This is a genomic window from Tumebacillus sp. BK434 (assembly GCF_004340785.1).
In the GTDB taxonomy this organism is placed as follows: Bacteria; Bacillota; Bacilli; order Tumebacillales; family Tumebacillaceae; genus Tumebacillus_A.
Genome location: NZ_SLXS01000001.1, coordinates 285729 through 309963 on the forward strand (window position 1 = coordinate 285729; position 24235 = coordinate 309963).

At 61.6% G+C, this 24235-nt stretch carries 3 protein-coding genes; all 3 read left to right on the forward strand.

Annotation, left to right across the window (positions count from 1 at the left end; translation table 11 throughout):
* Positions 1 to 49: 49 nt before the first annotated feature.
* Positions 50 to 13594 carry an amino acid adenylation domain-containing protein gene (locus tag EV586_RS01200; RefSeq protein WP_132943264.1) on the forward strand — a complete coding sequence of 4515 codons (13545 nt, stop codon included), beginning with the start codon at positions 50 to 52 and terminating at the stop codon, positions 13592 to 13594.
* A 189-nt stretch (positions 13595 to 13783) separates the two neighbouring features.
* Positions 13784 to 20227 carry a non-ribosomal peptide synthetase gene (locus tag EV586_RS01205; protein WP_165898141.1) on the forward strand — a complete coding sequence of 2148 codons (6444 nt, stop codon included), beginning with the start codon at positions 13784 to 13786 and terminating at the stop codon, positions 20225 to 20227.
* Between the two features lie 12 nt (positions 20228 to 20239).
* Positions 20240 to 24229 carry a non-ribosomal peptide synthetase gene (locus tag EV586_RS01210; protein WP_132943266.1) on the forward strand — a complete coding sequence of 1330 codons (3990 nt, stop codon included), beginning with the start codon at positions 20240 to 20242 and terminating at the stop codon, positions 24227 to 24229.
* The last annotated feature ends 6 nt before the right edge of the window (positions 24230 to 24235 follow it).

Here is a 24235-nt window from a genome sequence, read left to right on the forward strand (position 1 = left end):
AGAATCAAATTCAATTTATTGCTCTTTCTCTCTTATGGAGGTGTAGATCATGACAGAACATACAGGAAGTGTGATCGGAGCAGATACGGAAGAACTCTGGTACGACGACACGATTGAAGACATCCAGATGCCATTGTCATTTGCTCAACAGCGTCTGTGGCTCCTCGATCAGCTGGCTCCGGGGTCGCCGCTCTATAACATACCGCTGGTAATGCGTATGACCGGCAACTTGAACGTACAAGCGCTGGAAAAGAGCTACAACGAGATGATTTTCCGCCATGAATCGCTGCGCACCGTGTTTGCCCAGATTGACGGCGAGCCGGTGCAACTGATCCGGGAAGCCATTCCCCTTCCGATCAAGATCTTGGACATCCAAGATGCAAAGGATGTGGAAGCGGAGATTCATGAGATTGCCGCAGCGGAGCGTGCCCGCCCGTTCGATTTGGAAAAAGGGCCCCTGTCGCGTCTTCAGTTGCTGAAATCCGGCCCGGAAGAGCATGTGCTGCTCCTGACGATGCACCACATCATTTCGGACGGCTGGTCGATGAACGTCTTCATCCAAGAGATCGGGTTGCTCTATCAGGCGTTTTCGACGGGACGGCCCTCGCCGCTCTCGGAATTGCCCATTCAATACGCCGATTACGCATGCTGGCAGCGCGACAATCTGCAGGGAGAGGCGCTGGAGGAAAAGCTGGCCTACTGGCGGCAGAAGCTGAGCGGCGAGCTCAGCGTCCTGCAACTGCCGACCGACCGGCCGCGCCCGGCGGTGCAGACGCATCGCGGGCATACGCGCTACTTTTCACTGCCGATGACAGTGGTTGAGAAACTGCATGCCATCGGCATACGCGAACGGGCCACCTCCTATATGATCTGTCTGGCCGCATTCAAAATCTTGCTTAGCAGGTACAGCGGTCAAACGGATCTCTTGGTCGGCTCGCCGATCGCCGGGCGCAACATCACGCAGGTCGAGCCTTTGATCGGATTCTTTGTCAATACATTGGTCATGCGCACCGATCTGTCGGGCGATTTGACGTTTGTCGAGCTTTTGCGCCGCGTCAAGCAGACGACGGTGGATGCGTACGCTCATCAGGATATGCCGTTTGAAATGCTCGTCGCCGACCTGCAGCCGGAACGCAACCTGAGCCATTCGCCGTTGTTCCAAGTGATGTTTTCCCTGCAAAACACGCCGGCGGGCAAGCTGGAAGTCGCAGGCATCACCTTCCAGCAGATTGATGACGAGGGGGAAACGGCCAAATTTGACCTGACTTTGGGTCTGCAGGAAATGGAGGACCAGCTTTCGATCGTGTTCGAATACGATACCGATCTGTTTGACGAAGCGACCATCGTGCGGATGGGCGGGCATTTCTGCGAGTTGTTGACAGCCATCGCGGAGCAGCCGGACGCGAGAGTCGCAGCGCTTCCGCTGTTGAAGCCGGAGGAACTGCAGCAACTGCTGTTCGAGTGGAACCGCAACGAAGTTGCTCTTCCGGAACTGCCTGTGCATGCGCTGTTTGAGCAGGTGGCGGCGCGGATGCCGGAGCAGACGGCGATTCGCTTTGCAGACCAGACGGTCACCTACCGCGAACTGAACGAGCGTGCGAACCGTCTGGCTCGCCATCTGCAAGCGAGCGGCATTAGGGCCGGGCAGTTAGTCGGCGTGGCGCTGGAGAGATCGGTGGAACTGTATGTGGCGGTGCTCGCCATCTTGAAAGCGGGCGGTGCGTATGTGCCGTTCGACACCGCCTACCCGCAGGAGCGGCTGTCGTATATGCTGGAAGACACCGGCATCACCGCGATGCTGACCGTGCAAAAACTGGCAGCTCTGCTGCCGCCGCATGGTGCTGAGCTCTGCCTGCTGGACGATGAGCAGGTCGGCGCCGCCATCGCACAGGAAAGCGGTGCCGATCTGCCAATGGCTGCAGACTCCGACAGCGTGGCCTACGTGATGTACACGTCTGGCACGACGGGCAAACCGAAGGGCATTCTGACGCCGCATCGCGGGATCGTGCGCCTCGTGTATGGAACGAGCGCGGCGCTGCCGTACACCGCTGACGATGTGGCGTTGCAATATGCGCCGATCTCGTTTGACGGATCGACGTTGGAAATCTGGGGAGCTTTGCTGAACGGTGCCACGCTGGTTGTGTATCCCCCGCAGCAGGCGTCTGTGGAAGAGATCGGACAGACGGTGCAGGAGCAAGGGGTGACGGTGCTGTTTTTGACGGCCGGGCTGTTCCACCAGATGGTGGATACCCATCCGGAAGGTCTGCGCGGTTTGCGTCTGCTGGCATCGGGCGGCGATGTGATCTCCGCGCCGCACGTGCAAAAAGTCGTCGGACAGCTCAGCATCCCCTTTGTGAATCTCTACGGGCCGACCGAAGTGACCACTGCCGCCACGGCGCACCTGGTCGGTCATGCTGCGCAAGTCGGCACGACCCTGCCGATCGGGCGTCCGATCGCCAACACGACCGTCTATGTGCTGGACGAACGCATGCAGCCGGTGCCAATCGGTGTCGCAGGTGAACTGCATGTCGGCGGGCAAGGGATTGCGCTGGGCTACCTGAACCGCCCGGAGCTGACAGCCGAAAAGTTTGTGTCAAGCCCGTTCTGTGCGGGGGAGCGACTGTACAAGACGGGCGATCTCGTGCGCTGGCTGGCCGATGGGACGCTGGAGTTCATGGGACGCAGCGACCAACAGGTGAAAATCCGCGGTTTCCGCATCGAGCCGGGCGAAGTGGAAGCGGTGATCGAGCAGCATCCGGCGGTGATCCGTTCGGTGGTGATGGCAAGAGAAGACGTGCCGGGGCTGAAGCGTCTTGTCGCCTATCTCATCCTTGATCCCGCAGCCGAGGCTGACACAGGCAGCTTGCGCGCCTTTTTGCAGGGCAAACTGCCCGACTACATGGTGCCAAGCGCGTTTGTCACCCTGGAGGAGTTCCCGCTGAATGCCAATCAAAAGGTCGACTACCGCGCCCTGCCGGCGCCGGAGGGGCGATTGGAGCAGACGGTCGAATACGTCGAGCCCCGCGATGCAGCAGAAGTAAAAGTGGCGGAGCTCTTTGCCAAGCTACTTGGGGTGCAGCAAGTGGGGGCACACGACCATTTCTTCGAGCTGGGCGGCCATTCGTTGCTCGGGGCGAGACTGGTGTCGCGCATCCGGGAGGAATTTGCGGCCGAACTGACGCTGCGGGCTCTGTTTGAACACCCGACCGTCGCCGGGCTGGCAAAACTGCTGACCGGTGATGATCCGAGCCTTGCGAACGTGCAAGTGCCGCCATTGGTGAAAGCGGAGCGCGGCGATACCATTCCGCTTTCCTACGCCCAGCAACGCCTGTGGTTCCTCGACCAACTCGCGCCGGACAGCAGCGCGTACAACATGCCGGCCGCCTTCAAACTGCACGGGAAGCTGAATGTGGCGGCGGTGCAGCAAAGCTTTCGAGAGATCGTGCGCCGCCATGAGTCGCTGCGCACCAGCTTCCAACTGGTCGAGGAGACAGCGGTGCAAGTGATCTCCCCGCAGACGGAGCTGGAAGTGCGGATGATCGATCTGACCAACTTCGCTGACAGAGCAAGGGAGACAGAATTGCGGCGCCTGGCTGTCGAGGACGCGACCGCTCCGTTCGACTTGCAGCAAGGGCCGCTCTTGCGAGCAGCTTTGGTGCGCTTGGAGAGCGAAGAGCATGCGCTGCTCGTCAACATGCACCACATCATCTCCGACGGCTGGTCGATGAGCGTTCTGATCGAAGAGTTTGCGGCGCTGTACAGCGCGTTCTCGCAACACCAGCCTTCGCCGCTCAGCGAACTGCCTGTGCAGTTTGCCGACTATGCCATCTGGCAGCGTCGCTGGATGCAGGGGGAAGTCTTGCGCGACCAGTTGGATTACTGGAAATCCAAGCTCGGAGGCGACCTTCCCGTCCTGGAAATGCCGACCGATCCTGTCCCGGAACCGAACCGCGGCCAAAGTGCGCGCCAAGAGCTGACGTTGTCACCCAACTTGACCCGTCAGTTGACCAAGCTCAGCCATGAGGCGGGTGCGAGCCCGTTCATGACGCTGCTGGCCGCATTCAAAACGTTGCTGCACCGCTTGACCGGGCAGGAAGATCTCATCGTCGGCACACCGATCGCCGGGCGCGGTCTGGTGGAGACGGAAGGGCTGATCGGCTTGCTGTTAAACACGGTCGCTCTTCGCACCGATCTATCAGGAGCCCCGACATTTCGTGAAGTGCTCGGCCGCGTGCGGGAGACGGTGTTGGAAGCGTTCGCCCGACAAGAGGTGCCGTTTGAAAAGATCGTCGAAGAGATTCAGCCTGACCGCAATTTGAACCGCAATCCGGTGTTTGACATCATGGTGAACTTTGTCAATACGCCGAGTCGTCATTTGATACTTCCGGGACTGACCCTCTCCGACCTGGAGAATGACGGTGCAACGGCTTCCAAATTCCAGATGTCCTTGTACATCTCGGAGTATGCAGAGCAATTGAACTTGAGTCTGGTCTACCAGTCCGCGCTGTTCTCCACGGAGCGGATGGAGGCGTTCATGGAGCAGTTCCGCCTGCTCTTGCAGCAAATCGCCACGGAACCAAACGGCCAGGTGAACAACTACCCGCTGGTCACGGAAGCGGCCCGCTCCAAACTGCCCGACCCTGCTGCTCCGATCCAGGAACCGCAGTATCCGATCGTTGGCGAGCTGATTGCCGCATGGGAACGGCGCGCGCCGGAACATCCGGCCGTGACGCAAGGAGCGCAGCAATGGAGCTATCGGTACCTGCTCGAACGTGCGAACGAACTTGCCGGTCAGCTCGCAGCCTGCGGAGTTCGCCGCGGCGATGCAGTCGCAGTCGTCGGCACGCGGAGTTTCGGTACGATCACAGCGATGGTCGGCGTGTTGAACAGCGGCGGTGTGCTGGTGCCCGTCGACGCAGCTCTCCCGAAGCAACGACAGCAGGTGATGGTAGAGCAATCCAAGGCAAAACATCTGATCTCCATAGGCGCGGACAACGACGGGTGTGCGCTCGATATCACCGGGGTTGATCCGATGACGGGACAGATCCTCGGTGCACCGGCGCCAGCTCAGACTGCACTACCCGACTTGTCACCCGACGACCCGGCCTACATCTTTTTCACCTCTGGTACCACGGGCGTGCCAAAAGGCGTTCTGGGCACACACAAAGGCCTCAGCCACTTCCTTTCGTGGCAGCGCAATACGTTTCATATCGGACCGGAAGACCGCGTGGCGCAACTGATCCATCTGTCGTTCGATGCGGTGTTGCGCGACGTGTTCCTGCCGCTGACCAGCGGGGCGACGCTCTGCTTGCCCGACGTGACGGACGATCTCGGCGGCGATGTGATCCTCCCATGGCTGGAGCGCACAGGCGTCACCGTTCTGCACACCGTGCCCTCGGTCGCTCAAGCATGGACCACAGATCCTCCGCAAGCGATCACCTTGCGTTCCTTGCGCCATCTGTTTCTGGCGGGTGAACCGCTGACCGATGTGCTGGTGAATCGTCTGCGCAGTGCGTTCCCGGAGATCGGGGACATCATCAATCTGTATGGCCCGACGGAGACGACGATGGTCAAATGCTGGTACGTCGTGCCGGAACGGCCGATAGCAGGCATTCAACCGGCAGGCGATCCGTTCCCGGAAACACAAGCGCTGGTGCTGGGCGCAAACGGACAGCTGGCCGGCATCGGCGAGCAGGGCGAAATCGTCCTGCGCACACCATTTTGCACGCTCGGCTATGTCAACGCGCCAGATGAAAACAAGCGATTTGCGCCGAATCCGTTCCGCCCGCACGACCCGGCCGATTTGCTCTATTACACGGGTGACAGAGGGCGCTACCGCCCCGATGGCAGCTTGGAAATCCTGGGACGCGTCGACGATCAGGTCAAAGTGCGCGGCGTGCGGATTCAACTGCACGAAGTGTCGGCGGTGCTCTTGCGTCACGAAGCGGTCGACGCCTGCGCCGTCATCGACTGGAAGGACGAGAGCGGAGCGACGCAGCTCGCCGCTTACAGCGTGTTAAAACCGGGTCTTGTTGTGACCGCAGAAGACATTCGCGCCCATTTTGAGCATCATCTTCCGGCGGCGATGGTGCCTGCGGTGTTCCTGTTCCTGGAAGAGCTGCCTCGTTTGGCAAACGGCAAAGTCAATCGAAAAGCGCTGCCCAAGCCGGAGCGCGGTGGCAGCAGCGCCGACGCCTACGCTGCGCCGCGAAACGAAGTCGAAGCAATGCTTGTCGCGATCTTCTGTGAAGTGCTGAAGCTGGACCGTGTCGGCGTGCACGACAACTTCTTCACGATCGGCGGACATTCGCTGACGGCTACGCAGGTCGCTTCACGCATTCGAAAGCGTTTCGAGGTGGAGATGCCGCTGAGCCTCCTGTTCGAACGGCCCACGGTTGCCGCGCTGGCGGTAGAAGTGGAGCGCCGTCAGCATGCGCTGCAGCCAGACAGTTGGAACAACGCGTCGATCGCACCGGTTCCGCGGGACGGAACAACTGCGTTGCCGTTGTCCTACGCTCAGCAGCGCCTGTGGTTCCTCGACCAGCTTGAGCCTGGCAGCATCGCCTACAACGTCCCGTTTGGCGTGCGGATCACCGGTGCGTTGAACACAGATGTGCTGGCGCGGACGATCAATGAGATCGTCGCACGTCACGAAGCGCTGCGCACCAATTTCCATGCCACAGGCGGGCTGGCCGTCCAGGTGATCGCCGCCGAGCGGATGCAAGCCCTGCCGGTCATCGACTTGCAACAAATGGCGGCCGCGGAAAAAGACGCCCAACTTGACGAATGGACCGTCCGTGAAGTGAACACCCCCTTCAACCTGGCGACCGATGCGCTGCTGCGCACCACGCTGCTCAAGCTCGGCCCGGAGGAGCACGTCTTGCTGATCACCTTCCACCATATCATCGGCGACGGCTGGTCATTTGGCGTGTTTGCGCAGGAGTTGACCACGATTTATGCCGCCTTCGAAAACGGGCGCCCGTCGCCGCTGGAAAGACTGCCGATTCAATACGCAGATTTTGCAGTCTGGCAGCGGGAACAATTGCAAGGCACGGGCAAAGAGGCGCTGCTTTCGTATTGGAAACAGCGCTTCGACGGCGACATCCCCGTCCTCGACTTGCCGACCGATCGTCCACGACCGGCTGTGCAAAATTTTGCCGGCGATACGGTGCGGTTCGAACTGTCGGGTGACCTTCGCGATGCGCTGCTCGCACTCTCGCAACAAGAAGGCGTCACGTTGTACATGACCTTGCTCGCCGCGTTCAACACGTTGCTGTTCCGGTACAGCGGACAGGAAGACATCGTGCTTGGTGCGCCGATCGCTGCCCGCACCCGGGCGGAGATCGAGCCTTTGATTGGCTTTTTTGTCAACACCCTCGCGCTGCGCACCGATCTGTCCGGCAACCCGAGCGTCCGCAGCTTGTTGCAGCGGGTGCGTGCAACAACGCTCGATGCGTTTGCCCATCAGGATCTGCCCTTGGAAATGCTGATTGAGGAGCTCGGGATCGAGCGTGATCTGAGCCGGAGCCCCTTATTCCAAGTCGCGTTTTTGCTGCAAAATACACCGGCTGCAGCACCGGCCGAGACCGAGGTGACGCTGGAGCCGTATGAAGCGCAGCGCACGACGTCCAAGTTTGACTTGACTCTGATGTTGTCGGAGAGCGAACAGGGGCTGAGTGGCAATCTGGAATATCGCACCGATCTTTTTGACAGGTCGACGGTAGAGCGCTTGGCAGCACACTTTGGCCAGCTGCTGGCCGCCATCGTGGAGAATCCTGATGGTTTGATCGAGCACCTGCCGCTGATGTCGCGGGACGAAGAGCGGATGATCCTCGACGATTGGAGCGGGTCGACGGCCGACTATCCGCAGGACGCCTGTCTGCACAGCCTGTTTGAACAGCAGGCAGAGCGCACGCCGGATGATACGGCAGTCCTGTTCCACGACCGGTCGCTCACTTATCGCGAACTGAACGAAAAAGCGAATCAACTGGCGTACGTCTTGCAGCGGCGCGGCTTGCAAGCGGAGCAGCCGGTCGCCATTCTGATGGACCGCGCCCCGGAGCTGATCGTCTCGATCTTGGCTGTGCTCAAGGCGGGAGGGGCCTACGTGCCGCTCGATCCGTCCGTCCCGGCGGAGCGCCTCGCCTACATGCTGAGTGATTCACAAACGTCTCTGCTCCTGACGCAGCAGCGTCATTTGAACGCCTTGCCTGCGCACAGCGCGCAGGTGATCGCCGTTGACGGAGAGTGGGAGCGCCTCGCCTTGGAAGACGTTGCGAATCCGCCTCTCGATCTGGTGTCGACACAGCTCGCCTACATCATTTACACCTCCGGTTCCACCGGACGTCCGAAAGGCGTGCTGCTGCAGCATGCCGGAGTATGCAATACGGTTTACCAGCACCGGAAGATTCTGCAGATTGGCGCGAGACGCCGCATGCTGCAATTTTCTTCCCCTTCGTTCGATGCGTCCGTTCTGGAGATTTTCACCGCGCTGACTTCTGGCGCCGCGCTGGTGATGGCGAGCAAAGAGCAGTTGATGCCAGGCGCCGGTCTTGCCGAACTGATTCGCGGTCAAGAGATCACCGACGTGATCCTCACGCCGTCCGTTTTGGCGCTGCTTCCCGAACACGACCTGCCGTCGCTTTGCACCGTCCAGTCGGCCGGGGAAGCTTGCCCGGCTGAGCTGGCCGCGCGGTGGATTCGTACCGGCATCATGTTTATCAACGGGTATGGTCCGACCGAAACGTCGATCGAAGCGACGTTCTCGGTGAATCCGAACTCTTCGCACACTCCTGACATCGGACGTCCCATTCCGAATTGTCAAGTGTACATCCTCGACCGCCATCTGCGGCCGGTGCCAGTCGGAGTGCAGGGCGAGCTCTATATCGGCGGGCCCGGAGTGGCGCGCGGGTATCACAATCGCCGTGATCTGACGGAACAGTCCTTTTTGCCGCATCCGTATCATGCGGATGCGAACCAGCGGCTCTATAAGTCGGGTGACATGGCACGCTGGCTGCCAAGCGGCAAAATCGAATATCTCGGCCGCCGCGACCAACAGGTGAAGATACGAGGTTTTCGCATTGAAACGGGTGAGGTAGAAGCCGTCTTGACGCGACACCCGCATGTTGAAAAAGCGGTCGTTGCGCCGCATACCGACCGAGGTGGACAAAAGCGCCTGGTCGCCTATTATCTCGCTGCGCCGGAAACAAAGAGCAGCGCACAGGAACTGCGCGCCTTCCTCGGGCATTCGTTGCCCGACTATATGGTACCGGCGGTCTTTTTGAAACTGGATGAACTGCCGCTCAGTTCCAGCGGGAAAGTCGATCACCGGGCATTGCCTGCGTTACACGACATTCACAGCGAGCGGCGCGAGCTGCTGCCGCCTCGGACCGCAACTGAGCAAACGCTGGTGCTGCTCTGGCAGGAGCTGCTCGCAATCGGTGCGATCTCTAGGGACGACAATTTCTTTGAGGTGGGCGGGCATTCGCTGCTGGCCACACAGTTAGTTTCCCGCATTCGTGAGACGTTTGACATCGAATTGCCGCTGCGCACACTCTTTGAAGCACCGACAATCGAAACGCTCGCCTTGCGCTTAGACGAGCTGCACCCGGGCACTGCGGGCGGACCTGAACTTGCCGCATTCGCCGAAGCGGGTGCCGATGATGCACCGCTGTCGTTTGCCCAGCGGAGACTTTGGTTCATCGATCAGTTGGAGCCGGGGTCGTCCGCTTACAACATCGTGAATCTGATGCGGCTCCAGGGTCCGTTCGACTTCGAGGTGTTTGAAAACAGCTTTGCTGAACTGGTCAAGCGCCACGAATCTTTGCGCACCGTCTTCCCGTTCCAAATGGGAGAACCGACCCAGAACGTGCTGGACGAGTTCCCGCTCCCGCTGGTGCTGGTCGATCTGCAAGGCATGGCGAACGGTGAAGCGCTGGCTTTGCAAGCGGCACAAACTGAAGCGGAGCGCCCCTTCGACCTTGCACAGGGTCCGCTGGTGCGCCTGCACGTATACAAGCTGCAGCCAGACTCGCACCTGCTGCTGCTGGTGATGCATCACATCATCTCCGACGGCTGGTCGATGGGCGTCTTGGTCCGCGAACTGGCTGCGCTGTACGATGCGTTCCGAGCAGGGAATCAGTCACCGTTGGCGCCTTTGCCGCTCCAATACTCGGGATATTCCCGCTGGCAGCACCAGCGATTCCAAGGCGAGTGGATGCAGCAGCAGCTCGGCTATTGGAAAAGACAGCTCGGCGGCGAACTGCCAGTCTTGGATCTTCCGACCGACCGTCCGCGCCAGCCCGCACGGAGCGCCATGCAGGCAGGTCGCTGCGCCTTTGAACTTGACGCACCGCTCACGCAAGCGATCAAGGAACTGGGCCGTAAGCAGGGAGCAACGTTGTATATGACCTTGCTGGCCGCCTTCCAAACCCTGCTCTTCCGCTACAGCGGGCAGACCGATATCTTGGTTGGCTCGCCGATCGCGGGGCGCAGCCACAAGGAGCTTGAGCAGCTGATCGGATTTTTCATCAACACGCTGGTTCTGCGTACCGACCTGTCAGGAGATCCCGGCTTTGCGGAGCTGTTGCAACGGGTGGTGCAAACGACGCTCAATGCGTACGCCAACCAGGATGTCCCGTTCGAGATGCTGGTCGCCGAGCTGCAGCATGAGCGCGAGAAAGGGCGGACGCCGCTGTTCCAAGCGTTATTCGTCTTGCAAAACACCCCTGAATCAGGTCAGGAATTTCCGGGACTGGTGCTGACGAGCATGCCGCTTGAAAGCACCACGGCGAAATTTGAACTTTCCCTGATGATGGCGGAGAGCGAATCGGGGCTGCAGGGTGTTTTCGAATACAGCTGCGACCTATGGGATGCGGGTACCATCGAGCGGATGAGCGGCCATCTGATCAAGCTGCTCGAGAGCCTGACAGCCGACCCGGCTCAGCCTGTTGGCAAACTGCCGATGCTGACCGCAGCGGAAGAGCGCCAACTGCTCATCGATTGGAATCAAACGGGGACCGGCTGCTCCGGCGAATCGACCGTTCACGAACTGGTGGAGCGGTATGCAGCAACCACGCCGTCCGCCATCGCCCTGATGTTTGAACAGGAGACCATGTCCTACCTCGATCTCAACGAGCGGGCGAACCGTCTGGCGCACCGCTTGCAAAAGCTTGGGATCGGGCAAGGCGGACGAGTCGGGATTTACATGGAGCGTTCGTTCGAGATGATCGTGGCGATGGTTGCCATTCTGAAAACGGGTGCAGCCTATGTTCCTTTTAACGTCAACGATCCGCAAGAGCGGCTGCTCTACATGCTCGAAGACACGCAAGTGGGAGTGCTGCTCACGCAGCAACGTCTGGCCGACCGGCTGCCGAAATGTGAAGCAGCCACAGTCAGTGTGGACATCGCAGGGGAATTTGCTGACGAATGCGCTGCGAATCTCGAGGTTCCGGTCAGCAAAGACGCGGCTGCCTACATCATGTATACCTCTGGATCTACCGGACAGCCCAAAGGAGTCGAGGTGGCGCATCGGGGGATCGTGCGGCTTGTGCGTGAAGCCGGGTACGCGGAGTTTACGTCGGAGGATGTGTTCCTGCAATTCGCCCAGATCGCCTTCGATGCCTCGACGCTGGAAATCTGGGGTGCGCTGCTGAACGGAGGCAAACTGGCGATCTTCCCGCCGCATCAGGCATCGCTCGCCGAACTGGGTGCTGCGATCGAAGCGTATGGCGTGACCACTTTATGGTTGACCGCCGGTCTGTTCCACAGCATGGTCGAGCATCATCCGGAAGGACTGCGCGGTCTGCGCTGGCTCCTCGCCGGTGGTGACGTCTTGTCGGTTCCGCATGTGAAAAAAGCGCTGGAGCATTTCGACGGCTGCTTGATCAACGGCTACGGCCCCACGGAAAATACGACATTTACCACTTGCCATCAAGTGGTTGATCCAAGCCGGCTTGAGCAGACCGTTCCGATCGGACGTCCGGTCGCCAACACGACCGTCTACGTGCTGGATGCAGCGGAACAGCTTGTGCCGGTCGGTGTTCCCGGTGAGCTGTACACGGGCGGTGCAGGTCTGGCGCTGGGCTATTTGAATCAGCCTGAGCTGTCTGCCGAGAAGTTTGTTGCGAACCCGTTTGGCGAAGGCAAACTGTACCGAACGGGTGATCTGGTGCGCTGGATGCCGTGCGGCGAACTGGAGTTTATCGGCCGCATCGACTCGCAAGTGAAAGTCCGCGGTTTCCGGGTGGAGATCGGTGAGATCGAAGCTGCGCTCGTCCAGCATCCTTGGATTCGGGAGGCGGTGGTGATCGTCCGCGAGGAAGGAGGGAGTAAGCGTCTCGCCGCCTATGTGACTGCCGAAGGAATGGGAGAGCTTGCTATGTCCGACCTGACCGGCTTCTTGCAACAGACCTTGCCAGACTATATGATCCCGGATGTCTTGGAGGTGCTGGCGGACCTTCCGCTCAACCCGAACGGCAAGGTTGACCGTAAAGCGTTGGCCGCCCGCTCCGTCTCCTATGAGCGCGAAGCAGTTTTTGCCGCGCCGCAGGACCGCATCGAACTGGAACTGCTGCAGCTGTGGAACGAACTGCTCGGGGACGGCTCATATGGCGTCACCGACGACTTCTTCAAAGTCGGCGGACATTCGCTGCTCGCCGTGCGCCTGATCGCGCAGATCGAAAAGCGCTTCGGGCAGAAACTTCCTTTGTCTGTCCTCTTTGATGAAGGGACGATCCGCCGCCTGGCCGCACGTTTGCGTCAAGGCGGGCAAGCGCTTCCTGCCACACCGCTCGTCACGATCCAGTCGGGTCTGCCGGGCACAGCGGAGACGCCGCTGTTCCTCGTCCATCCGGTCGGCGGCAGCGTATTTGCCTACCTCGACCTCGCCCGCGAACTGGGCTCTGACCAGCCAGTCTACGGCTTGCAGGCTCGGGGGCTGGAGGACCACCGCGCACCGCTTGTGGTGATGGAGGAGATCGCGGCGGAGTACGTCGCGGCGATCCGCACCGTGCAGCAGAGCGGGCCGTACCGTCTCGGCGGCTGGTCGCTTGGCGGCTCCATCGCGTTTGCGATGGCGGGGCAACTGCGTGCGCTGGGCGAAGAGGTGGAACTGCTCGCCTTGATCGATGCCAGAGCGCCGCTCGCCGACTACCAGCGCGAGATGGACGACCAAGAGTTGCTGCTCGCCTTCGCCCGTGACTTGGCGGGGCAGCACGGACTCCAGCTGGAAGAACTGGCCCATGCGGAACTGTCGCTGCGTGAGGATGCGCTGGCCGCCTTGCTCGCACTGGCGCGGGAGCATCAGGTGTTCGGCTCCGACCTCGGACTTGAGGACTTGCAGCGGCTGCTCAACGTCTTCCGCAGCAATTACACAGCTTTCAACCGCTACGCCGCTCTGCACCGTGCGGAGCGCGTGCTGCTGATTCAGGCAGAAAACGCCGAGTCTGACGCGTACGGCTGGACGGAGCTGGCGGAAGAAGTGGAAGTCCACCGCATCGGCGGCAACCACTTCACGCTGCTCCAGGCGCCGCATGTGCAAGAGCTGGCCGGCATCATGAAACAGCATCTGCTCAAGCTGAAGTCCAGCGTCTAAACGATCACATCACCGGAAAAGCACCCGTTCAGGGTGCTTTTTCTCTTGTCTCCGCAACGCTTTTATTTACACTTTCATTTAATATGTTCAAGTTTAGCGGAGGGAAGTTGCCGCTTCATGTCGTACTTATCATTAAGGTGTAGAATCACATTCAATTAGAGCTCATTGTCTCTTATGGAGGTGCGGATCATGATGGAAGAACTCTGGTATGATACCGAGATCGAAGACATACAGATGCCGTTGTCGTTTGCACAACAGCGTCTGTGGCTCCTCGATCAGTTGGCTCCGGGATCGCCGCTCTATAACATACCGCTGGTGATGCGTCTGACCGGCAACTTGAACGTGCAAGCGCTGGAAAAGAGCTACAACGAGATGATCTTCCGCCATGAATCGTTGCGCACCGTGTTTACCCAGATCGAGGGCGAGCCGGTGCAACTGATCCGGGAAGCCATTCCCCTTCCGATCAAGATCTTGGACATCCAAGATGCGAAGGATGTGGAAGCGGAGATTCATGAGATTGCCGCAGCGGAGCGTGCCCGCCCGTTCGATTTGGAAAAAGGGCCTCTGTCGCGTCTTCAGTTGCTGAAATCCGGCCCGGAAGAGCATGTGCTGCTCCTGACGATGCACCACATCATCTCCGACGGCTGGTCGCTGAACGTCTTCATCCAAGAGATCGGCCTGCTCTATCGGGCGTTTTCCACGGGACGGCCCTCGCCGCTCTCTGAGTTGTCCATTCAATACGCCGATTACGCATGCTGGCAGCGCGACAACCTGCAGGGGGAGGCGCTGGAGGAAAAGCGGGCCTACTGGAGGGAGAAGCTGGGCGGCGAGCTCAGCGTCCTGCAGTTGCCGACCGACCGGCCGCGCCCGGCGGTGCAGACGCATCGCGGGCATGTGGTCGACCTTTCGGCGCCCCAGGCGCTGATGGAGAAACTGCATGCCATCGGGCGGCGCGAAGGCGCCACCGCCTATATGGTCTATCTGGCCGCCTTCAAAGTTCTGCTCAGCCGGTACAGCGGCCAAACCGATCTGCTGGTCGGCTCGCCGGTCGCCGGGCGCAACAACACGCAGCTGGAGCCGTTGATCGGCTTTTTCATCAATACGTTGGTCATGCGCACCGATCTGTCGGGCGACGTGACGTTCACCGAGCTGTTGCGCCGCGTCAAGCGGACGACGCTGGATGCGTTCGCCCATCAGGATGTGCCGTTTGAGATGCTCGTCGCCGACCTGCAGCCCGAGCGCAACTTGAGCCATTCCCCGCTGTTCCAAGTGATGTTTGCCCTGCAAAACACGCCGGCGGGCAACTTGGAAGTCGAAGGCATCACCTTCGAGCAGCTCTTGGTGGAGGGCGATACGGCCAAATTCGATCTGACATTGAACCTGCAAGAGCTGTCCGACCGGCTGCATATCACGTTCGAATACAATGCTGATCTGTTTGACGCAGCGACCGTTCTGCGGATGGGCGGGCATTTCGTCCGGCTGCTGACCGCCATCGCGGGGCAGCCCGATGCGGAAATTGCGGCACTGCCGCTTTTGTCGGCCGTTGAGACGGAACGGGTGCTCATCGAGTGGAACCGCACCGCGGAAGATCTCCCGGAGCTGCCCGTTCCTGCGCTCTTTGAACAGCAGGCTGCAAGGACGCCGGAGAAGACGGCGCTGCTCGTTGCCGGGCAGACCGTCACGTACCGCGAACTGAACGAGCGGGCCAACCGCCTGGCGCGCCGCCTGCAAGCGATCGGCATTCGGTCCGGACAGTTGGTCGGCGTCGCGCTGGAGCGTTCGGCGGAGCTGTACATCGCGCTGCTCGCCATCGGGAAGGCGGGTGCAGCTTATGTGCCTTTTGACACGTCCTACCCGGCCGAGCGCCTGTCGTACATGCTGGCAGACAGCGGCGTCGAAGCGATGCTGACCGTGCAAAAGCTGGCCGGGCTGCTCCCGGCGCACGATGCTCAGATGCTTTTGCTGGACGATCCGCAGACCCGCTCCGCTCTCGCACAGGAAAGCGGGGCCGACCTGCCCCTGTCGGCGACGGCCGACAGCGCAGCGTATGTCATGTACACGTCCGGCACTACGGGCACGCCAAAAGGCATTTTGATCCCGCATCGCGGGATTGTGCGCCTCGTCTATGGGCCGCGTGCGGCGTTTCCCTACACGGCAGACGATATGGCGATGCAATACGCGCCGATCTCGTTTGACGCCTCGACCTTAGAAATCTGGGGCGCACTCCTGAACGGGGCGACGCTGTTTGTGTATCCGCCGTATCAAGCGTCAGTCGAAGAGCTTGGGCAGGCGGTGCAATATCAGGGAGTGACGGCGCTGTTTTTGACGGCGGGGCTGTTCCACCAGATGGTCGATACCCATCCCGAAGGCCTGCGCGGTCTGCGCCTGCTCGCGTCGGGCGGCGATGTGATCTCCGCGCCGCACGTACAAAAAGTCGTTGGGCAGCTCGGCATCCCGTTCTTCAACCTCTACGGGCCGACCGAAGTCACCTCCGTCACCACCGCGCACGAAGTGCGGACGGCAGCCGAGGCGGGCACGAGCCTGCCGATCGGGCGTCCGATCGCCAACACGACCGCCTATGTGCTGGACAGCCGGATGCAGCCGGTGCCGATCGGCGTTGCCGGCGAATTGCATGTCGGCGGGTCGGGACTGGCGATCGGCTATCTGAACCATCCGGAGTTGACGGAGCAGAAGTTTGTGCCAAGCCCCTTTCAACCGGGCGAACGCCTGTACAAGACGGGCGACCTCGTGCGCTGGCTGGCCGACGGAACGTTGGAATTTAGGGGCCGCCTCGATCAGCAGGTGAAGATCCGCGGGTTCCGCATCGAGCCGGGTGAGGTGGAAGCGGCGATCGAGCAGCATCCGGCGGTGCTGCGCTCCGCCGTGATGGCTCGCGAAGATGTGCCGGGGCTGAAGCGGCTGGTCGCCTACCTGATTCTCGAGCCGGCGGCAGATTGTGACGCAGTCAGCCTGCGCGTCTTTTTGCTGGACAAGCTGCCTGATTACATGGTGCCAAGCGCGTTTGTGGTGCTGGAAGAATTCCCGCTGAACGCCAACCAAAAGATCGACTACCGCGCCTTGCCTGTGCCGGAGGGCGGACTTGAACGGACGGCCGAGTACGTTGCGCCGCGCACGGAAGCAGAAGTCAAAGTGGCAGCGCTTTATGCGGAACTGCTCGGTGTGGATCAGGTCGGCGCATACGATCATTTCTTCGAGCTGGGCGGCCACTCGCTGCTCGGGGCGCGGCTGGTGTCCCGCGTCCGCGAAACGTTTGCGGCGGAACTGCCACTGCGGGCGCTGTTCGAACACCCGACGGTGGCCGGACTGGCCCGCTTGCTGACCGGCGACGACCCGCGCATCACGGGCGTGCAATTGCCACCGCTCTTGAAAGCGGGGCGCGGCGACGCGATTCCGCTGTCCTACGCCCAGCAGCGGTTGTGGTTCCTCGACCAACTGACGCCGGGCAACAGCGCCTACAACATGCCGGCCGCCTTCAAATTGCACGGGAAGCTCGATCTGGACGCGGTGCGCCGCAGCTTCAATGAGATCGTGCGCCGCCATGAAGCGCTGCGCACCGCCTTCCAAGTCATGGACGAGCAGGCGGTGCAGGTGATCGCGCCGCCGGCGGGGCTGGATGTGCGGATGATCGACCTGAGCGCTTTGCACGACAGCGAGCGGGAAGCGGAGCTCAAGCGGCTGGCACACCAAGACGCGACCGCTCCGTTCCACTTGCAGCAAGGGCCGCTCTTGCGCGCTGCCTTGGTGCGCTTGGACGCAGACGAGCACGCTTTGCTCGTCAACATGCACCACATCATCTCCGACGGCTGGTCGATGAACGTGCTGATCCAGGAGTTTGCCGCCCTGTACAGCGCGTTTTCCCAACAGCAGCCTTCGCCGCTTCCGGAACTGCCTGTGCAGTTTGCCGACTATGCGCTCTGGCAGCGTGGTTGGATGCAAGGCGACATCTTGCACGAGCAGCTGTCCTATTGGAAAACGAAGCTCGGCGGCGACTTGCCCGTGCTGGAACTGCCGACCGACCGCTCTGCACAGCCCAACCAGGGAGAGAGCGCCCGCGAAGTCCTGCTCCTGCCCGCTACTGTTGTCCGCCAGCTGAAAAAGCTGAGCCGGGATGCGGGCGCTACGCCGTTCATGACGCTGACGGCCGCTTTCAAAACGCTGCTCGCCCGCCTGACCGGGCAGGACGACATCATCGTCGGCACCCCGATTGCCGGGCGCGGTCTGGTCGAGACGGAAGGGCTGATCGGCCTGCTGCTGAACACGCTTGCTCTGCGCACCGATCTCTCCTGCGCGCCGACCTTCCGCGAGGTGCTGGAACGGGTGCGCGAAACGACTTTGGAAGCGTTTGCACGGCAGGAAGTGCCGTTTGAGAAGATCGTCGAGGAGATCCAGCCGGAGCGCAGCCTGCATCGCAACCCGGTGTTCGACGTCATGATCAATTTTGTCAACACGCCGGACAGTGAGCTGATCCTGCCCGGCTTGACGATCTCCGGGCTGAACGGCGGCGAAGAAACGGCATCGAAATTCATGATGACCTTGTACATCTCCGAACAGGAGGAGTGTCTGCGCCTGAGTCTGGTCTACCAGTCGGCGCTGTTCTCCCGCGAGCGGATGGCAGGCTTCATGGCACAGTTCCAGTCCCTGCTGGAGCAGGTCAGCGCTGATGCGGACCGGGCGGTGAGCGCCTACACGCTGCACACGGCAGTATCCCGCGCCCAATTGCCCGACCCGGCGGCTCCGATCCCGGAGCCGCAATACCCGTCTGTCCGGGAGCTGTTTGCAAAATGGGCGGCAGAAGCGCCTGATCAACTTGCCGTGATGCAAGGGGAGCAGGCGTGGACGTATCGGGACCTGCACGAGCGCGCCGCCGAACTCGCCCGACTGCTCGCGGCTCACGGCGTGCAATGCGGGGAGCGGGTCGCGATCCTCGGTACGCGCAGCTACGGTTTTGTCGCCGCGATGCTCGGCGTGCTGAACAGCGGCGGCGTCCTCGTGCCGATCGACGCAGACCTCCCTCCGGAACGGCAGCAGATGATGGCGGAGCAGTCGCAAGCCCGCTATCTGCTTTCGATCTGCGGTGCGGCTCGCACCTTGGACTGGCCCGCTTATGACATCCTCCGTCTCGATCCGGCAACGGGCCGTGTTCTGGAAAAAACGGCCCCGCCAGACTTCGCGCTGCCCGAGCTGTCCCCGGACGACCCGGCTTACATTTTCTTCACCTCCGGCACCACGGGCGTGCCAAAAGGCGTCTTGGGCACGCACAAAGGGCTCAACCACTTCCTCGCCTGGCAGCGCAGCACGTTTGGCATCAGCCCGAGCGACCGCGTGGCGCAACTGATTCACCTGTCGTTCGATGCGGTGCTGCGCGATGTGTTCCTGCCGCTGACCAGCGGCGCGACGCTCTGCCTGCCCGATGTGACCGACGACCTCGGCGCCGACGTGATCCTGCCGTGGCTGGAGCGGACAGGCGTCACTGTGCTGCACACTGTACCGTCTGTCGCTCAAGCGTGGACGGCCGACGGCACGGACGGCGTCACCTTGCGCTCGCTGCGCCAACTGTTCCTCGCAGGCGAACCTTTGACCGACGTGTTGGTCAACCGTCTGCGCAGCGCGTTCCCGGCGCTCGGCGACATCATCAACCTCTACGGCCCGACCGAGACGACGATGGTCAAATGCTGGTATGTCGTACCGCAGGAGCCGCTGGCAGGGATGCAACCGGCAGGCACTCCGTTCCCGGAGACGCAGGCGCTTGTGCTGAACGCAGCCGGGCAGCTCGCCGGGATCGGCGAACAGGGAGAGATCGTCCTGCGCACGCCGTTCCGCACGCTTGGCTATATCAACGCGCCGGAAGAGAACAAGCGGTTCGCGCCGAACCCGTTTCGCCCGCACGACCCGGCCGACCTGCTGTATCACACCGGCGACAAAGGGCGCTACCGCCCGGACGGCAGCTTGGAAATCCTCGGCCGCGTCGACGATCAGGTCAAAGTGCGCGGCGTGCGGATTCATCTGCACGAAGTGACCGCCGTGCTCCTGCGCCACGAGGCGGTCGACGCCTGCGCCGTGATCGACTGGCAGGACGACAGCGGTCAAACGCAGCTCGCCGCCTACAGCGTGCTCAAACCGGGGCAGGAAGCGACCGCACAAGACCTGCGCACTCATCTGGAGCGCCACCTGTTGGCGGCGATGGTGCCTGGCGTCTACCTGTTCCTCGACGACCTGCCACGGCTCGCAAACGGCAAAATCAACCGCAAAGCCCTGCCGAAGCCGAAGCGCGGCCGCGGCGATGCGGCCGCCTATGTCGCGCCGCGAAACGCTGTGGAAGACAAACTGGCCGCGATCTTCTGCGAAGTGCTGAGTGTGGAAAAAGTTGGCGTACACGACAACTTTTTCACGCTTGGCGGCCATTCGCTGCTCGCCACCCAGCTCGTCTCCCGCATCCGCCTCAGCTTCGAAGTGGAACTGCCGCTGAGCGCCCTGTTCGAACGCCCCACTGTCGCCGGACTGGCCGTGGCGGTGGAAGAGCAGAAACAGGCGCCGCAGCCGCCAGTCTTGACGATCAGCGACGCGCCGATCAAACGCTTAGAACGCGGGAAGAAAACAAAACCCAGAAACTAGGTAGGTGACATCATGGATCGCAAAACAGACCTGTTGCAACGACGCTCCAACCTGTCTGCTGACAAGCGGGCACTGCTCGAAAAACGGCTGCGCGGCGAAATCAAAACTGCCGCGCAGACCGGCATCGCCAAGCGCGAGTCTGCCGAACGGGCCGCGCTCTCCTTTGCCCAAGCCCGCTTGTGGTTCCTCGACCGCTTGCAGCCGGGCAACCCTGTCTACAACGTGCCATCGATCATCAAGATGCGCGGACAGTTGCGTTTGGATGTTCTGACCCGCAGTCTAAATGAAATCCTTTCCCGTCACGAAGCGCTCCGCACCACGTTTCGCTCCGAAGGCGGCGTGCCGTACCAAGCGATCGCCGAGGAGTTGAAGCTGACGATCCCGGTGCTCGACATCGGGGAAGCGGACTGGCGCCCAGTTGCCCGAACAGAAGCAGCGAGACCGTTCGATCTGGAAAAGGGGCCCTTGCTGCGGGCGACTTTGCTGCGCGTGGCGGAGGAGGAGCACATCCTGCTGCTCACCTTGCACCACATCGTCGCGGACGGCTGGTCGCTCGGCGTGCTGTTGCAGGAGATGACAGCGCTGTATGATGCGTTTTATCACGGCAAGCATTCGCCGCTGCCAGAGCTGCCGATCCAATATGCCGACTACGCCAAATGGCAGGGGGAGCAGGGCGATCTGCTGCAAAGACAGCTCAGCTACTGGAAGCAGCAGCTCGGCGACAACCCGCCGGCTCTGCAACTCGCCACCGACCATCCGCGTCCGGTCAAGCAGTCCATGCGTGGCGCGCAAAAAAAGCTCCCGCTGCCCGACGAGCTGCCCGCCCGGCTGAAAGAGCTGTGCGAGCAAGAAGGCGTGACCTTGTTCATGCTGCTGTTGGCGGCGTACCACGTGCTCTTGCACCGCTACACGGCGCAGGAGGACATCTCGATCGGCACGCCGATCGCCGGACGAAGCAGGGGGGAGATGGAAGGGCTGATCGGCCTGTTCATCAACTCCCTGTCCTTGCGCGTACAGGTTGCGGGCGAGCGGACGTTCCGCGAGGTGCTGCAGCAGGTGCGCCAAGTGTCGCTCGATGCGTTCGCGAATCAGGACGTTCCTTTTGAAAAAGTGGTCGAAGAACTGCAAGTCGAGCGCAGTTTGAGCCAGACGCCGCTCTTCCAAGCGTTCTTCCGCCATCTGCCCGAGCTGTACACGGAGATGCACCTGCCGGAACTGACCTGGCTGCCCGTGCCGGTGGAAGTGGAGACCTCGATGTTCGACCTCTCGCTCACCGTCGGCGACACCAACGGCAGCCTGTCCTGCACGCTCGACTACAGCCCCGACCTGTTCGACGGGCAGACGATCGAGCGCATGCTGGCACACTACCGCGAACTGCTGGCCAGCGTCGTCAGCAGCCCGGAACAGCCGGTCAGCGCTCTCAACCACATCCCGCCCGTCGAGCGCCGGACGCTCGACCTGCTCGGCAAGGGGAGTGAGGCTGTTTGGCAAGAGGGTCTCCTCGTCCACCAGATCTTTGAAGCCCAAGCGGCAAGCACACCTGACGCCCCGGCGATTCTCATGGGCGATGACAGCATCACCTACGCCGAGCTCAACGAAAGAGCGAACCTTCTGGCATACCGGCTACAAGCCCAAGGCATTCGCCCCGGCGACCTCGTCGGCATCCGCCTCGAACGTTCGCCCGAGCTGATCATCAGTATCCTGGGCGCATTAAAAGCAGGCGCAGGCTACGTTCCGATCGACCCGACCCACCCGCAGGAGCGTCAGGAGTACATTTTGCAAGATGCCAAACTATCTGCCTTGATCACCGAGTCGAACTCTATGGCAAGTTCATCTGAAACTATCATGCTGAATCCAATCGCTTCCATCGCATCTCAGCCAAACGCCGACAAGTTTGAAAACCCTGTTGTCAGGCCCGACCATCCCATCTACGTCCTCTACACCTCGGGCACGACCGGCCAGCCCAAAGGCGTCGTCATGCCGCACCGCGCCATCGCCAACCTGATCTGCTGGCAACTGCAAGACGCGCGCTTCGCAGCAGGGCAGAGAACCCTCCAATACGCGACCGTCACCTTCGACGTGTCGGTGCAGGAGATCTTCTCCACCCTCTGCTCCGGCGGCACGCTCGTGCTGATCGGTGAAGATGTGCGCCGCGACCCGATGCGGATGATCTCGTATCTGTCCGGGCAGCGCGTCGAGCGCCTGTTCCTGCCGTACGTCGCCTTCCAGCAGCTCGCCGAGACGGCAGAAGCGATGCCCGATGCACAGCTGCACTTGACAGAGATCTTCACCGCAGGCGACCAGCTCCAGCTCACCGCGCCGATTCGCAGCTTGCTGCAGCGCCTGCCCGGCTGCACGCTGTACAACCACTACGGCCCGACCGAGTCGCACGTGGTGACATCCTACCGCCTGCCAGACACGGCAGCAGACACCTTGCCGCCGATCGGCCGCCCGATCGCCGGTGCCGGAGTGCGCATTCTGGACGCGAACGGCCGACTTGCCCCGCTCGGCGTGCCCGGCGAGCTGTGCCTCGGCGGCGTGTGTCTGGCCGAGGGCTACCTCAACCGCCATGACCTGACCGCCGAGCGCTTTGTCCTGCACGAAGGACAGCGCTTCTACAAAACGGGCGACCGCGCCCGCTGGCGTCCCGACGGCAACCTGGACTACCTCGGCCGCCTCGACCACCAAGTCAAAATCCGCGGCTACCGCATCGAGCCGGGCGAGATCGAAAGCATGCTCCGCCAGCATCCGAACGTGCTCGAAGCTGCGGTCATCCCGCACGAACTCACGCCGGGCGACAAGCGGCTTGTCGCGTACTATGTCAAGCGCAGCGAACCGGCGCCGACCGCAGGCGAGCTGCGCGCACACTTGCAGAGCAGGTTGCCAGAATATATGATTCCGTCCCTGTTCCTGCCGCTCGACGCCATGCCGCTCAATGCCAATCGCAAGCTCGACCGCCGTGCGTTGCCGTCTCCGGCAGGCATCCGCCTCGAAGCGGAGCAGACCCGCGTCGCCCCGCGCAGCGACCTTGAGCGCGAATTGGTGCAGATCTGGGAACAGCTGCTCGGCGTGACCGGCATCGGCGTCACCGACAACTTTTTCAGCCTCGGCGGACACTCGCTGCTCGCTGTGCGCCTGATGACGCAGATCGCCGCCCGTTTCCGCCAATCGCTTCCGCTGGCCACCCTGTTCGAAGGCGGCACCGTCGAGCATCTGGCCGACCTGCTGCGCCAAGAGCGCGCCAAACGCTGGTCGCCGCTGGTCGGCATTCAGCCGCACGGCACCCGGACGCCTTTTTTCTGCATCCATGCGGTGGGCGGCACCGTGTTCAGCTATTCCGCGTTGGCGCAAACGCTCGGCCCTGATCAGCCCTTCTACGGCCTGCAAGCCTGCGGTCTTGAGCCGGAAGAAGAGCCGCTGACCAGCATCGAAGAGCAGGCCGCCGCCTATCTCGCCGCGATCCGCTCCGTCCAGCCGCAGGGCCCGTACCGCATCGGAGCCTGGTCGCTCGGCGGCACCATCGCCTACGAACTGGCGCACCAGTTGACCCGGCAAGGGGAGCGGGTGGAACTGCTGGCGCTCTTTGATTCGCTTGCCCCGGTGGCAGAGTATCAAATGCAAGCGGACAGCCTGACCCTGCTCGCCCTGTTCGCCCGCGACCTGCTCGGCGGCCGCGACCCGGAAGTGCCTTCTGAAGCGATTGAAAGCGAAGAGCAGGCGCTTCAGTTCCTGCAGCGCCAACTTCCGTTCCCGATCGAGCTCGACAACTTGCGCCGCCTCTGGTCGGTCTTCAAAGCGAACATCCAAGCCTACACCAAGTATCAGCCTGTTCCCTACTCAGGTGATCTGCTGCTCTTTCGCTCCAACGCTGCGGGAGACCCGTCCCACGGATGGCAGCAACTGGTGACCGGGGAGTTGCAAATCCAGCACATCGCAGCCGACCACTACGGACTGCTGCAAACGCCGCACGTGCAAACACTGGCGGCTGAGATTGCGAACTAGAGGAGA

Bases quoted from the DNA above. Each gene is read 5' to 3' on its own strand.
- EV586_RS01200 (WP_132943264.1), top strand. From the start codon at position 50: ATGACAGAACATACAGGAAGTGTGATCGGAGCAGATACGGAAGAACTC.
- EV586_RS01205 (WP_165898141.1), top strand. From the start codon at position 13,784: ATGATGGAAGAACTCTGGTATGATACCGAGATCGAAGACATACAGATG.
- EV586_RS01210 (WP_132943266.1), top strand. From the start codon at position 20,240: ATGGATCGCAAAACAGACCTGTTGCAACGACGCTCCAACCTGTCTGCT.